Genomic DNA, 13,377 nt, shown 5'->3' on the forward strand with positions numbered 1-13,377 from the left:
CAAGGTACGTCCAAGGTACGTCCAAGGTACGTCCAAGGTACGTCCAAGGTACGTCCAAGGTACGTCCAAGGTACGTCCAAGGTACGTCCAAGGTATATGCAAGGTATATGCAGGGTATATGCAAGGTATATGTTAGCTATATGTTAGCTATATGTTGGCTATATGTAAGCTATATGTTAGCTATATGTTGGCTATATGTTAGCTATATGTTAAGATCCTTCTTTCCAAATAAGCTGCCCGTCGTTTGTAAAATCCCGAACGAATCCCGAAGGCATTCCGAAATTTTAATTCACAATTCATAATTGACAATGCACGTAAATGAAGATTTAGTGGTGGAAATTTTTGCGTCCCTTTGGTAGCAAGCGCAGAGGTCGAGCGGCAAATTCGGCTGAACGGTTGGGATAGCAACCGAACTGAGGATGAGCGGTAAATTTGGCTTTACATAGAATTAACTTTTTGCATTTATTTTTCAAAATATTGTCATAAATAGACTTCAATCAAAAAATAGTTTGTATATTTACCGCCGTAAAACACCAATTTAAATTGTGAAAAACTTGCGTTATAACGGCAACATAGGCTATAAATCAAGATGGAAGTGGACATGATGGACCAAAGCCCCAACTTACAGCTGAAGAAATTAGTCTTATTCGAAGAATTAAAGGTTTTATTAACATATTTTAGTCTGGATTTTTTTCACAATTAGGTATGTTTTAAGGAAAAATACGATTGTTTAATTTATCATTTTACAATGAGATACAGTGTAATAGAAAGAATAAAAAAGTATATCGATGAGTATGAGGTTCTGCGTGACTATGAAACGTTTGAAATAATGCCAATATTTAATCGATATAAGGAATTGGATTGTTTGAAATATTTCATAAAAAAAGAATATTATACATCTTTTTTTGTGGACTTGGCGATTATGTATGTAAATCTGGGATTCCTATATGCAAAAAGTCAACTAAAAAAAATGACCTAAATAATTATCTTATAGGTTTCGAGGTGTTTTACATTGAGGAGAATGTTAAAGAACTGGGGTATTTAAGTGATGTTCACGTTTTTTATACAAGAAAGGCTAAGTCTATTCTGAACAATATAGGAGTCCCTGTTGATTATAAACAAACAAAGATTTATAACTATGTAAAGAACCAAACAGGGCTTTCGGATTTTACTTGTTATTTCCTTTATAGCGAAGAATATGGAGAGGCTATTGAAGAGTTTTTTTTCATTCCTAAAAAGTTAGACCTGCAATAAACTATTTGAAAAGTCACTTTTATTTGTGATGATACATTTGCTCGTTCTTCGAGCGCATTAACAGTCTTTTGTAATGCCCACAAGGCATAGCCTTGCAAAATAAACAACAGAGCGGAAAAACGAAGAATCAACTCTTTCGTTTTTCTGCTCTTGTTTTTCAAAATGCTGGCAAAACAAGACTTCAATCAAAAATAATTTTGTACATTTACCGCCTATCACGGCAGAACGGTGTAGATTTTTTCTCAGCCGAATTCTTGCGTCCCTTCGGTAGCAGCTAACAATGTTCGAGCGCGGAAATTCGGCAGGACATTAGGTTACGGTTATTGAGCGTAGACGCTTCCGGCGTCTTCAACAGATTTGTCAAAATAGGGAAATCCCGATTTGCAATTAGGAAAAATCTCTTTTTGTGAGAATATAATTATATTATCTTTGCAATGTGAATAGAAAGACAACATTAAAAAAACGAAATACAATGAAACGAAATGTATTATTTTTGCTTTTGGCAATGACAGTTTCTGCATCGTCTCTGGCACAGAATACTGACGACGACATGTACTTCATCCCTTCAAAGAAGACGGCTAAGCCTGCGGTGCAGCAGACTCCACAGTCTATCGAAGAGGCGGCTATGGGTAACGGAGTCGGGCAGTTCGACGAATACACTCGTAGAGGAACTTATATAGGCAGCGATCAGGCATTCAACGATACGCTGAGTTACGAGAACATGCCTCAGCCTAACTTTGAGACCGACAGCTGCTGGGTTAACGGATTCCACGGCACGGCAGACGACTACGAGTATGCACGCGAGATAATACGATACCGAAATCCGAGATACGCAATTCCTTACGGAACGCAGTTGTATTTTGATATCCTGACATTTGCCGACCCTTGGCTCTGGAATATCTACGACGACGGATTCTACTTGTATTGCTTCCCTACATTCACCAACCGCTGGTGGTGGGACTGGCGTTACAACCACTGGGGATTGTGGCGTAGCAACTACTACTACAGCTATTGGGGATGGCATCGCCACCGCTATTATGCAAACCCTTGGCGCGGTGGATATTACAGATTGCCTTGGCATCACGGAAGAGGTGTTGCACGCCACTACGTTCCTGTAAGACATGGCGGCAGAAGAATGGTTGTTCCGCATCACGGAGCTCCTTATGCTCCAACTCGTGGAGGCGTTGTTGGCGGCGGTCCGAGAAGAGGTTCGCAGGTTATGGGCTTCGGCCGGGGACGCACGGTTGAGCGCGGTGCTACACGCGAGAGCGTTAGCGGAATGTCTCGCTCAAGCAGCAATTCTTCTTACTCACGTTCGGGTTCAAACCGCATGAGCAACGACGGCTACAACCGTTCAAGCAGCTCTCGAAGCTATTCGGGTAGCAGCAGCCGTTCAAGCAGCAGCTATTCAAGTCCGAGCCGCTCAAGCAGCAGTTACTCAAGCCCAAGCCGTTCATCTGGCTCAAGCTCAGGACGCTCTGGCGGCGGATTCGGCGGCGGACGTTCGGGTGGCGGTCATGGTGGCGGTCGCAGATAATCTTCTCTCCATAAAACCTTAAACAGTAAATATCATTCAAGATGAAACGAAATTTAAGATACATGGCAATTATGGCAGCAATGGTTGCTGCCAATGCCAACGCACAGGATGCTTACAATCTGACATCACTTACAAGCTCAGACCTTAACGGTACAGCCCGATATGTGGGCATGGGCGGCGCTATGAACGCCCTTGGAGCCGACATCTCTACAATGCAGTCTAATCCGGCTGGTATAGGACTTTATCGCAAGGGCGACTGCGCCTTCAGCCTTAGCAATAATACGGGCGACGAAAGCCGCAAGTTCCTGAACAGGGGCGAGAACTTCGTATCGTTCGACCAGTTGGGCGTTGTGTTCAGTTTCGAGGTTGGCGACTCACCCGAGTATTTCAACATCGGATTCAACTATCACAAGGACAAGGCATACCATAATGTGTTCTTCGATGCCAGACCGCTCGGCACAGGCTTGTCGCAGACTTATCAGATGGAAGAACTTTTTAAAAGTCCGGGACAGGATTATTATACGGGACGGTCGGTAAGCGACATGGCAGAATTCGGCTATCAGACTGGACTTCTTGCCAAGGATGAGAAAGGCAATTACATAGGTATAGGTGCGTCGGAATACGGCTTTAAGAAGTACGAGAGAGGAAGCAGAAACCAGCTCGATTTCTCGCTGGCATTCAACTTCGACAATCAGTTCTACTTCGGAGCAGCGGTTGGCTGTTCGTTCCTGTCGCACGAGATAGCATCGCTTTATAGCGAGGAGAATGCAGATGGCGGATACGACCTCTCAAACTATCTGAAGACAACAGGTACGGCGGTAGATTTCAAGGTAGGCGCGATAATACGTCCGATAGAGGATAATCCGTTCCGCTTCGGAATCTCAATCTCAACTCCAACGGCATATTACATGAAGGTGGACAACGGCTTTGCCTCTATTGATGTTGACAAGAATATTGAAGGCTATCATCCGTATGAAATGGGAGCATTCATCAACGACTATCGTATTGAGACACCTTGGAAGTTTGGTCTGAGTGCGGCTACAACCGTCGGAACTCAGTTTGCCATCGATGCCTAATATGAGTATCAGGACTGGAGCTCGCTAAAGTACAAGTACGACGATGATGTTGAGGATGCCGTTGTTACTGGTCTGAACTCAGAGATGCTGAAGGGCGTATCTACATTCAAAATTGGTGCAGAGTACAAGGTTACGCCAAAACTAAGCCTTCGTGCAGGCTACAACTACGTTTCGCCTATGTTCTACGAGAATTCGTACCGCAACCTCGACCCTGATAACAGCCGATATGCAGCATCAGGCTCTGACGCAATCTATACGCTTACGTCTACCGACTTCAGCAATCTGTATGGCATTAACAGATACACTTGCGGTATCGGATTCAGATTTACAAAGGCATATCTCGACTTCGCATATCAGCTTTCAAGTCAGAAGGGCGAGTTCTACGCATTCGACGACTATCAGCCACAGGCAAGCCGCAAGCTGATGCCTACAAGCTTTACAAACAAGCGCAATCAGGTTCTGCTTACTTTGGGATACAAGTTCTGATAAAACAAAAATAAAAGGAGGGCACTTCGCAGTGGCCTCCTTTTTAATCTTCTAGGTAAAAAGATTGTTTTCAGGATAACGATTGCAAAGATATGTATCTTTTTTGTCTGTTGCAAAAAAAAAAGTATGTCATTCAACACGTTTTGTACGAAAAATGTGTAAAATAGGATAACTTAAATGTTAAAAAAACTAAATTCTGACTTTTTGCAATTTTTTTTCAGGAAAACTAAAAGAAAGTGATTTGTTTTTCTTACCTTTGCGAAATTGAAATTATCAAGTAAAAAAACTATTAATTGACATGTGTGGCATAGTTGGGTATATTGGAAAGCGAAAAGCTTATCCGATACTGATAAATGGATTAAAGAGATTAGAGTACCGCGGCTATGATAGTTCAGGCGTTGCACTTATTTCTAATACTAAAAAATTAAATGTTTACAAGGCTAAGGGCAAAGTGGCTGTGCTCGAGGCTGAGACTGCCGACAAGGACATTACTGGAACCATTGGTATTGCTCACACCAGATGGGCAACACACGGCGTTCCTTCGGTCGTTAATGCGCATCCTCACAAGTCTCAGTCGGGCAACATTGCTGTGGTTCACAATGGTATCATCGAGAACTACGCAGAGTTGAAGGCCGACCTTATTGAAAAAGGCTTTAAATTCGTGAGCGAGACCGATACCGAGGTCGTTGCTCAGTTGATTGAGTATCTGAAAGAGTCGAACAACTGTACTCTTGGCGAGGCTGTCCGCGTTGCAATGCGTATCGTAATCGGTGCCTATGCAATCTGCGTTATAGAGCAGAACGACCCCGACACGATTATCGTGGCTCGTCAGAGTAGTCCGTTGGTAATTGGTATAGGCGAGAACAATTCAGAGTTCTTCATAGCGTCAGACGCTTCGCCTATTGCCGAATATACAACGAACATGGTTTACCTTAACGACGGCGAGGTGGCAACGCTTCACCGCGACAAGGAAATCAAGATTGTTGACTTGGAGAACTATAACATCTCGCCTCAGATTAAGAAGGTAGAGTTGAATATGGGACAACTCGAGAAGGGCGGTTTCCCGCACTTCATGCTGAAGGAGATTTTCGACCAGCCTGCATGTCTTAGCGACTGTATGCGCGGTCGTCTTCTGCTCGACGAGATGCGCGTAAAACTCTCTGCCGTAGAGTTGCACGAGGAGAAATTGAAGAATGCCGACAAGATAATCATCGTAGCCTGCGGAACAAGTTGGCATGCGGCACTCATCGGCAAGCAGTTGTTCGAGGAGATGTGCAACGTGCCTGTGATGGTTGAGTACGCATCGGAGTTCCGTTACGGAAATCCGATAATAAACAGCCACGATGTTGTTATTGCCATCTCGCAGAGTGGCGAGACTGCCGATACGCTCGCAGCCATCCAGTTGGCTAAGAGCAAGGGCGCATTGGTATTCGGTATAGTAAATGCCGTAGGCTCGTCTATTGCCCGTACAACCGATGCCGGAACATATATTCACGTTGGACCGGAAATCGGTGTGGCATCAACAAAGGCGTTTACCGGTCAGGTAACGGTGCTCACACTCGTTGCCCTTGCCCTTGGTAAGGCAAAGAACACAATCTCTGAAGAAGATTACGTCGAGACATTGAAGGAACTTGCCCGTATCCCTGCCAAGATGCAGAAACTGCTTAAGCAGAGCGAGAAGATTGAGCAGTTCTCTAAGGTGTTTACATACGCAAAGAACTTCCTCTATCTGGGACGCGGATACAACTATCCTGTTGCCCTTGAGGGAGCTTTGAAGCTGAAGGAGATTTCGTACATCCACGCCGAGGGCTATCCGGCAGCCGAGATGAAGCACGGACCTATCGCCCTTGTAGATGCCGAGATGCCTGTTGTAGTAATAGCAACGCATCAATGCCTGTACGAGAAGATTATCAGCAATATTCAGGAGGTTAAGGCTCGTAACGGACGAATCATCGCCATAGTAACAGAAGGCGACGAAACTGTTAAGAAGATTGCAGATATCTGCATCGAGATTCCTGAGACGCTTAACAGACTGTCTCCGCTGCTTGCCGTAATTCCATTGCAGTTGCTGGCTTATTACGTTGCCGTTCAGAAGGGACTGAACGTAGACCAGCCTCGAAATCTGGCAAAATCGGTAACGGTAGAGTAAGAAAAAGTTTTGCTATCAATAAAAGCGAAGCCTTCGGATTCTTTTTTGATTCCGAAGGCTTTTTGCTTGTTTATCTTCCAATGCTCTGGAGATATTCAGTCTTTCTTATCTCGTATTGAGTTACGTTTTCTACAAATCTGTCCTTGCTTTGCTGAAACATCGTCTGTGCCTCGAGAAGGTCGCTCATGGTGCAAGTGCCGGCGTTGTAGTAGTCGGTGTGCAGACGAAGATTCTCTTTGCTCTGTCCGATGCTGTTCTGCGAGATTTCAATCTGCTTGTAAGCCTCGTTCAGCGCGTTCCACTTGTTCTTGATGTTGATGACGAGCAGTTCGCCGTTGTCCTTCAGACTGTTCTCGGCATTACGCACCTCGTTTTTCTGTCTCTTCATATTGTGCGAACCGCCAATCCAGTTGCTTATCGGAATGCTTACGGTTGCCAGACCGATGAGGCTGTTCTGGCTTTTGTCCATCAAATTGTTGTAGCTGTACATTCCGCCTACCGAAACGGTTGGCATATTCTTTCCGACGCTCATCTTGTATTGCAGTTTCTGCGCCTTTACGTTTTGCTGAAGAAGTTGGTACTCGCTTGTCTGCTGAACGGCATCGCGTGCCGAGGCATACAGGTTGGATGGCGATTGCGGCATCTGCTCGTCAATTGAGCAAACCACGTCGATGCTGTCGATGCCAAGTCCCATGCTTTGCGACAGCAGATTGCGGCAGATGGCGATGCCGTTCTCGACCGTGATGCGCGAGCTTTTCAGTTCGTTGCGCTTAAGGTTTACTTGCAGAAGGTCGTTTCGGTTTGCCACACCTGCATTTACGGCAGCATTTACGGCAGCATTTACGTTCTGCTCTATTGTCTTCAGTTGGTTGTCTACGATGGCCAGCGTGTTCAGTTTCTCTTTCAGCATAACAATGTTCCAGAATCTACTTTCCGACGCAGAAGTTACTATCTGTAAATATAAATAGCTGATAATCAGTATAAACGCCTTTGTTTTAGGGTACCTAAAGTGACTCCGAGGGACGGTGGGGGGACGCAAAATATACAAACATCTGCAACTGACGGAGCAGCGAGAGCAGAGTCAAGCGGGCTTGAACTCTGCCGAGTCGTGACGGAAGAAAACGAAGTTAAATATGACTGCCGTCAAAAAAAGAAAATGCAAACATCTGTAAAATCGATTTTCCAGTTCTTTGCACGTTTACACTTTTTAACACGGATTTTTGCAGATTCTTGCAATCGCTGTGAAGCGAGCAAGGAATGAATCTGATGTATCCTTCAGTGATGCTCATTGTCATTTCTAACTTTCTTTAGTAACGCATTTGAAGTTCTTTTATTGCTTCAGATAAGACGAATACGTTTTTGTCCCTGGGGGACAAATTTGAGTAGTGATTTGTCCCCTGTCAGTCTTCCGTCGTATTCGAGTTTGTCCCTTGTAAAGTAATGCTGGTTTCGTAGTCGGAAGATAAAAGGTTTAGTTTAGGTTATGGATATTTAATATGGGAATAAACTAAACCGTAACTTATCCAATTAAACCGAGCGACCTCTCTCTCTTGGACGGCAAATAAACTTATATCCTCAGAAACCTTCGTGCGCGTATGCGTGTATAATAATTAAGGACTGCCGTTTCTGCTTTCGTGAGTCGATGAAATTAGGTTGCAAAGGTAACTGTTGTTCCTTCATCTACCCAAGGTGATCCAATGGTATGACTCGAAATCTCCACACCATTCGGGTTGTATTTGGAGCCATAACCTTGTGCTGATGGTCACAACACCTTGTGAAGCAACATAATTTCTAATCACTCCAGAAAGTAGAGAAATCTACAGTAGGGAAATAAAAAACATCGAGATTATGGCAAATCAAGCAACATTATCAAAAGTTTTGATAATGTTTCGAAGTTTGTCATAGGGATAATACCATGTGAATTGTAGTTGCCGTATGGCCTGAATGACCAAGGCGAGAAGGCAGTTCCACAAAACCATGACGGGCATACATCTTCACTGCATCGGCAAACTCCGGGAAAGACTCAATGTAGAGATGTGTATAGCCTGCTTTCCGTGCTTCATTGATGACTAGTGAGAAAAGTTTTGAGCCATACCCCTTCCCACGAACTTTCGGGGAAAGATAGAATTTTACCAGTTCTACATATCCTTCAGGCAAGCCTTCTGTTGGATAGAAACCACAGCCCCCCATCACCTCACTATCTTCGTTGATGACCCAATATCCGGCATTCACACCCTGCAAGGATTCCCATATATGCCATGTGCGGGAATCATCATAGACGGTGTTCTCCAATGGTGCTCCATATTCCTCGAACACAGAACGTATCACACGGGCAAGCGGCTTCTGATCTTCCTGTTCTATCGGTCTGATGGTCGCTGTTTTATTCTCCAGACACAGTTCCATCAGAATGTCGCAACGTTCGTAGGCATTATTCTTTAGCGGTATCTCCTTGAATCCCAATTTGCGATAAAGAGCAATGGAGGCTTCCAAGCGGGTGTTGCCTTCGAGAAAGATTCGTTTTACATCATGACTGCGGGCATAGTCTAATAATGCCTCGCCCAGTTGGCGACCGATGCCTTTTCCCTGTGCATCTGGAGAGACCGCCATCTTTGCCAGCTCGTGACAGTCAGATTCAGGATGCGGTTTCAGCGCACAGCAACCCACAACCTGTCTGCTTTCGTCTATAGCCAGAAATATCTGCCCACCATGTCCGATGATGTTGTCATCGATATGTGCAAATGTGTCAAGATCAGACTGCTCCAGTCTGAACCAGGTCTCTATCCACTGCTTGTTCAGTTGGATAAAGTCCTGCTTGTATTGCGGCTCGTATGTGACAATTCGTATCATCAATTGCAAAAGTACACCTCTCTTAGCATTTGTGCAATACCGTAACAATGGTATTTACTTATTTTAGATGTTCTTATATAACTGTTGTTCCTTCATCTTTCCAAGGAAATCCATTAGCATGACTCAATATGTACAAATATGATTTGTGTATTAGTGCATAATATGAAGCATAAAAAAAGTAGGATAATATACCTGCTCAAATTATTCTGTTAATGTCTTCCGTGAATGCTAAGAAACTCTTGAGTCCTTGTAATGACGAATGCGGATAGTCGCGGTTGAAACGGACGAGAGTAGCATCTGGAAAATGAGTCGCCATCTGCTCGAATGGGAAGCGGATGATGACGGGCGTGTTGAAGCCCACACCGAACTCCAGAAGTAGGAGCCGCTTGTCGGATGCCGTGCGTACGAAGTCGCTGTATCGTTGGGCTTGACGGTGCCAGTGTTCATCCTCCACAAAAGTATCGTCACAGCGGAGATTCATGCTGACGGGCTGACCGTCGGGTGTGTGTGGAATCAGTTCCGTGGGTATGCGGCAGTTGTGGATGGCTGGCAAAGCACGTTCCACCCATTCCCGATTGTGATACAGTTCCTTGGGCGCACCCGATGCTGGCTGGAAATAGCAGTAGTCACCCTGAGTGGCAAAGATGCGATCGGTGTCAAATCCCGCCATCTCGAACTGACCGTCAACATTGGTGGTGATGACGAAGTAATCTTTCCCGCCAACCATCTTCAGCAGGTTCTTGTATAGCGGCAATGCCCCTGTGCGGTAACGGCCAAACCATATATGCATCGCCCAATATGCCCAGCGTTCCTCATCGGTCTGAAAAGGATAGAACCCTGCGCTATAAAGGTCGGTGAACCCGTAACGGACAATCCACTCACGGAATTCTGTGCGGAAATCCTCACCGGCATAGTCGATACCAGCGGCAGTGGTCAGCCCTGCTCCTGCACCAATCAGCACGTAGTCGGCTTCGGCAATCAATCGCCGAAGGTCTGCAAGCCGTTCAGAGAAGCTGCTGGTAGATGTTACGGTCTTTGTCGAGGAAAACATTGAATACAATCGTTTTAAGTGAATGTCGTGGATATGATTTGACGGTCTCGATAGCAATTTCTGCTGCTCGCTGGTTGGGGAAGTGAAATACGCCCGTGGAGATGCAGCAGAAGGCGATGCTCTCCAGTCCATTTTTCTCTGCCAGGTCAAGGCAGCTGCGATAGCACTGAGCCAACTGCTCTTCCTGTTCCTTGGTGGGAATGCCGTCGGGAATAATCGGGCCAACGGTGTGGATGACATAACGGGCTGGCAGGTTGTAGCCTTGCGTGATGAAGGCATCGCCAGTAGCCAGCAGCCGTCCCTGCATCTTGTCGGCACACTCCTTGCGCAGTTGGATGCCAGCGGCTGAGTGGATGCAGTTGTCTATGCAGTTGTGGAGGGGTGCCCAGCAGCCCAGTGCCTGAGCGTTGGCAGCATTGACGATGGCATCCACTTTCAGACGGGTGATGTCTCCCTGCCAGATGGTCAGTCCTTCGACATGGACTTCTACCACCTCTTTATCCTCTCGCTGCATCTGCAACTCGACATCCTGCTTCATCAGAAAGTCTTCTGCTATCGGGCGAGGTTCCCATACGTTCATCAGTGCCCGCATCATCCGCTGCCGCTCTTCGAGTGAAGAAGGAATCTGATGACTGACATGCTCGTCAGCCATCAGATACATGATGATGTTCTTCAGATTCTCCAGCCTGTCCATTGTCCTTACTTCTTATAGAGTGCCTGAGCCAGCGCATCGGCATCGCCGGGCAGTTCGGGATATGCAGCCTTCAGCGCCTCGGTGAATGCAGCGGCATCCTTGTTGGCTGCCATCAGCTCCTTCACCTTCTCCAGATAGGCAATCTTGAACTCCACCTGAGCCTTCTCAGCCAGACCGCCATGACCGCCGATGAAGTACTTAGCACCAGAAGCGAGAGCCTTCTTGGCCTCTGCCAACTCAGCGTCAACAGCAGCAGCGTTGCCAATCTGCAGCGGACTGATATGAGCCTCGGCAGGAGTCCAGTGGGTGTAGTACACCTGACCACCGATGATGATGGAGGCACCGGGGAAGTCGCTCGTTGCACCATGCTCGAAACGGAAGTCTATGCCGTTCCACTTCTGAGTCTGTCCGAAGGGCACCTCAGCGGCCTTCTGCGTAGGCAACTCTACCATCGTGTCGCCAAACTGCTCGGCAAACTGCTTCATCATACCGCCATAGACGGGACCTTCGATAAAGGCAGGCATACCCTCGGGCATCGTCAGGGGGAGCTTGTCAGAGCCACCCAGATGATAGTCGGTCACGTCAATCTCCACGGGCTTGCCCAGCTTCTCGATGTAGTCGGCAAACTCCTTGGCGTTCACCTTGAAAAGCGGATATTCCATCACGATGAGCGAGTTCTTGCCCTCGATGATGTAACTGGCATCGCCCATCACGTCGTTCGAGTTGTACACATGCAGCTTGTAGCCCTCCATGTCATAGGCGGTAAATGCACCCGTCAGAGAATCCTTTGCCTCGGCGGCATCGTTCTGAGCCGTCTGCTGTGTCTTGTTACCGCAGCTGACCATCATGGCCGCTGCCATCATTGCGAAAAATACCTTTTTCATTGTTCTTAGCTTATTTTGAATTTATACTAAGTTATTTGTTTTTGAATCGCTCACCTACAAATCCGTTACTGACTTCACCCGTCATCAGGTCGAAATGCTTGAATACAGGAGGTGTTGGTGACAGGTCATAGTAGTCCATCTCGGCAATCGGCAGACAGAAGTAAGCCAAACTTTCCCAACTGGTGTAGAGACGGGGCAACACGGGATTATTATCATAGATCCATTGTCTCACGTCATCCTCCACGTCGAAGTTCACCATGCCGCTGCAACGGACGGAAACATTGTCGGCGTATGCCAGCAGCTCCACATTTGGATTCTGCTGAAGTTCGCGCCATACAGCCTTTTCGGGAGAAGTGGCGAAGTAGAGCATATTGCCCTCACGCTTCATAATCTGGAAGATTCGCAATTTAGGCAGATTGCCCTCGCACGTGGCAAGGGCAATCTCTTTGTGTTCGTAAAGGAATCTGAGTGCTGTCTGTAACATACGCTTAATATGCAGCCGTGAAACGCTCCTTGTGGTGGTTCTCCTGCTCCAGTTCGTCAACCATAGCCACGGCATAGTCCTCCACGGAGATGAAACTCTCGCCCTTCTCGTCAAAAATCATATCATCCTTGCCAAGACGGTATTTGCCGGTGCGAGTGCCGGGCTGCAGGTTGCCGAGGTTTCCGGCGGGCGAGAAGAATATCCAGTCTATATCCTGCTCCTTCATGAGCGTATTCAGGTAGAACTCGCCAAGGCTCTTTACTCCTGGCAGCCACGCCTCAGGCAGTGTACCCGTGTCAACAAGGCGTACACCGGGCTTTACGAACAGCGTACCGGCACCACCGACAATCAGCAGTCGGCGTACACCGGATTGCTTTGCACCCTCGACAATCTTCGGATAGTTCTCCAATGTTTCCTCATACTGACGGGGATTTGCCCAGCCGGGATTGTAGGCACTGATGACAGCATCCTTGCCCTTTGCCACAGCAGCCAGTTCGGCAGGATTGGTGGCATCGGACACTACATACTCTATCAGTTAATTCTTCACCTTCACACTGTTCATGTTGCGTACGATGGCCGTAACCTTGTGACCTCTTGAAACCAGTTCGTTCAGAATAGCATTGCCAACGAAACCAGTTGCACCGATTAAAACTACATTCTTTGCCATAATTCTACTTGTTTTTATTGTTAATACTTTTGTTTTGACGGTGTAAAGGTACTAACTTTCGGTAACTGCTGCAAGAAGGCACCAAAAAGTGGCTTACTTACTTTTTTGTTAGAAATGTTGAAAAACAAGATATTACCAAAAGTTAAAGAATGTTAAAAAAATAACGTATTGCATATTTGCAAATTATCCTTTCGGAAACTTTCTTACTTTTGGAAAGTTTTGTACCTTTGCACTCGGATTTAAAAATA

General features: G+C 46.3%; 10 protein-coding genes and 2 pseudogenes. 5 read left to right on the forward strand and 7 right to left on the reverse strand.

Translation table 11 applies throughout. The features are described from left to right. The first annotated feature begins 748 nt into the window (after positions 1 to 748). From T538_RS19075 to glmS, 5 genes and pseudogenes are all read left to right on the forward strand, one after another. Positions 749 to 1,254: pseudogene (locus T538_RS19075) on the forward strand (Imm15 family immunity protein). A gap of 472 nt (positions 1,255 to 1,726) precedes the next feature. Further along, complete coding sequence (locus tag T538_RS0116205) at positions 1,727 to 2,791, forward strand: hypothetical protein (RefSeq protein WP_155993327.1); 1,065 nt, start codon at positions 1,727 to 1,729, stop codon at positions 2,789 to 2,791. Between the two features lie 41 nt (positions 2,792 to 2,832). Continuing rightward, positions 2,833 to 3,867 (forward strand): hypothetical protein, encoded by a 1,035-nt coding sequence (locus T538_RS0116210; RefSeq protein WP_155993328.1) that lies wholly within the window; start codon positions 2,833 to 2,835, stop codon positions 3,865 to 3,867. Positions 3,868 to 3,951: 84 nt separating this feature from the next. Further along, positions 3,952 to 4,353: a porin family protein gene (locus T538_RS0116215; protein ID WP_031541547.1), complete on the forward strand. Its 402-nt coding sequence runs from the start codon at positions 3,952 to 3,954 to the stop codon at positions 4,351 to 4,353. Between the two features lie 298 nt (positions 4,354 to 4,651). After that, positions 4,652 to 6,502, forward strand: coding sequence for a glutamine--fructose-6-phosphate transaminase (isomerizing) (gene glmS, locus T538_RS0116220; protein ID WP_031535890.1), 1,851 nt, complete (start codon positions 4,652 to 4,654; stop codon positions 6,500 to 6,502). A gap of 70 nt (positions 6,503 to 6,572) precedes the next feature. Here the strand turns inward: glmS and T538_RS0116225 are convergent, their stop codons facing one another. The 7 genes and pseudogenes from T538_RS0116225 to T538_RS17425 form a co-directional block, all read right to left on the reverse strand. Continuing rightward, positions 6,573 to 7,412, reverse strand: a complete 840-nt coding sequence (locus T538_RS0116225) for a TolC family protein (RefSeq protein ID WP_051656194.1) — start codon at positions 7,410 to 7,412, stop codon at positions 6,573 to 6,575. A gap of 989 nt (positions 7,413 to 8,401) precedes the next feature. Continuing rightward, on the reverse strand, positions 8,402 to 9,349 hold the full coding sequence (locus T538_RS19080; RefSeq protein ID WP_231497137.1) for a GNAT family N-acetyltransferase: 948 nt from the start codon (positions 9,347 to 9,349) through the stop codon (positions 8,402 to 8,404). 196 nt (positions 9,350 to 9,545) lie between these two features. Next, a complete protein-coding gene (locus T538_RS0116240) occupies positions 9,546 to 10,331 on the reverse strand; it encodes an SIR2 family NAD-dependent protein deacylase (RefSeq protein WP_231497138.1) in 786 nt (261 codons plus the stop codon). Between the two features lie 22 nt (positions 10,332 to 10,353). After that, positions 10,354 to 11,094, reverse strand: a complete 741-nt coding sequence (locus T538_RS0116245) for a protein-ADP-ribose hydrolase (protein WP_031535882.1) — start codon at positions 11,092 to 11,094, stop codon at positions 10,354 to 10,356. Between the two features lie 5 nt (positions 11,095 to 11,099). Next, entirely contained in the window at positions 11,100 to 11,978 is an 879-nt protein-coding gene (locus tag T538_RS0116250; RefSeq protein ID WP_231497139.1) for a hypothetical protein, read from the reverse strand. A gap of 31 nt (positions 11,979 to 12,009) precedes the next feature. Then, positions 12,010 to 12,462: a pyridoxamine 5'-phosphate oxidase family protein gene (locus T538_RS0116255; RefSeq protein WP_031535878.1), complete on the reverse strand. Its 453-nt coding sequence runs from the start codon at positions 12,460 to 12,462 to the stop codon at positions 12,010 to 12,012. Between the two features lie 4 nt (positions 12,463 to 12,466). Next, positions 12,467 to 13,129, reverse strand: a pseudogene (locus tag T538_RS17425) (NAD(P)-dependent oxidoreductase). Positions 13,130 to 13,377 lie beyond the last annotated feature (248 nt).

Origin of the sequence: Bacteroides sp. Ga6A2, from assembly GCF_000702225.1 — a bacterium.
In the GTDB taxonomy this organism is placed as follows: domain Bacteria; phylum Bacteroidota; class Bacteroidia; order Bacteroidales; family Bacteroidaceae; genus Ga6A1.

What these genes read in the sequence shown, in the direction of transcription:
- T538_RS0116205 (WP_155993327.1), top strand. Translation starts at nt 1,727, where the DNA reads ATGAAACGAAATGTATTATTTTTGCTTTTGGCAATGACAGTTTCTGCA.
- T538_RS0116210 (WP_155993328.1), top strand. Translation starts at nt 2,833, where the DNA reads ATGAAACGAAATTTAAGATACATGGCAATTATGGCAGCAATGGTTGCT.
- T538_RS0116215 (WP_031541547.1), top strand. Translation starts at nt 3,952, where the DNA reads ATGCTGAAGGGCGTATCTACATTCAAAATTGGTGCAGAGTACAAGGTT.
- glmS (WP_031535890.1), top strand. Translation starts at nt 4,652, where the DNA reads ATGTGTGGCATAGTTGGGTATATTGGAAAGCGAAAAGCTTATCCGATA.
- T538_RS0116225 (WP_051656194.1), bottom strand. Translation starts at nt 7,412, where the DNA reads ATGCTGAAAGAGAAACTGAACACGCTGGCCATCGTAGACAACCAACTG.
- T538_RS19080 (WP_231497137.1), bottom strand. Translation starts at nt 9,349, where the DNA reads ATGATACGAATTGTCACATACGAGCCGCAATACAAGCAGGACTTTATC.
- T538_RS0116245 (WP_031535882.1), bottom strand. Translation starts at nt 11,094, where the DNA reads ATGGACAGGCTGGAGAATCTGAAGAACATCATCATGTATCTGATGGCT.
- T538_RS0116250 (WP_231497139.1), bottom strand. Translation starts at nt 11,978, where the DNA reads ATGAAAAAGGTATTTTTCGCAATGATGGCAGCGGCCATGATGGTCAGC.
- T538_RS0116255 (WP_031535878.1), bottom strand. Translation starts at nt 12,462, where the DNA reads ATGTTACAGACAGCACTCAGATTCCTTTACGAACACAAAGAGATTGCC.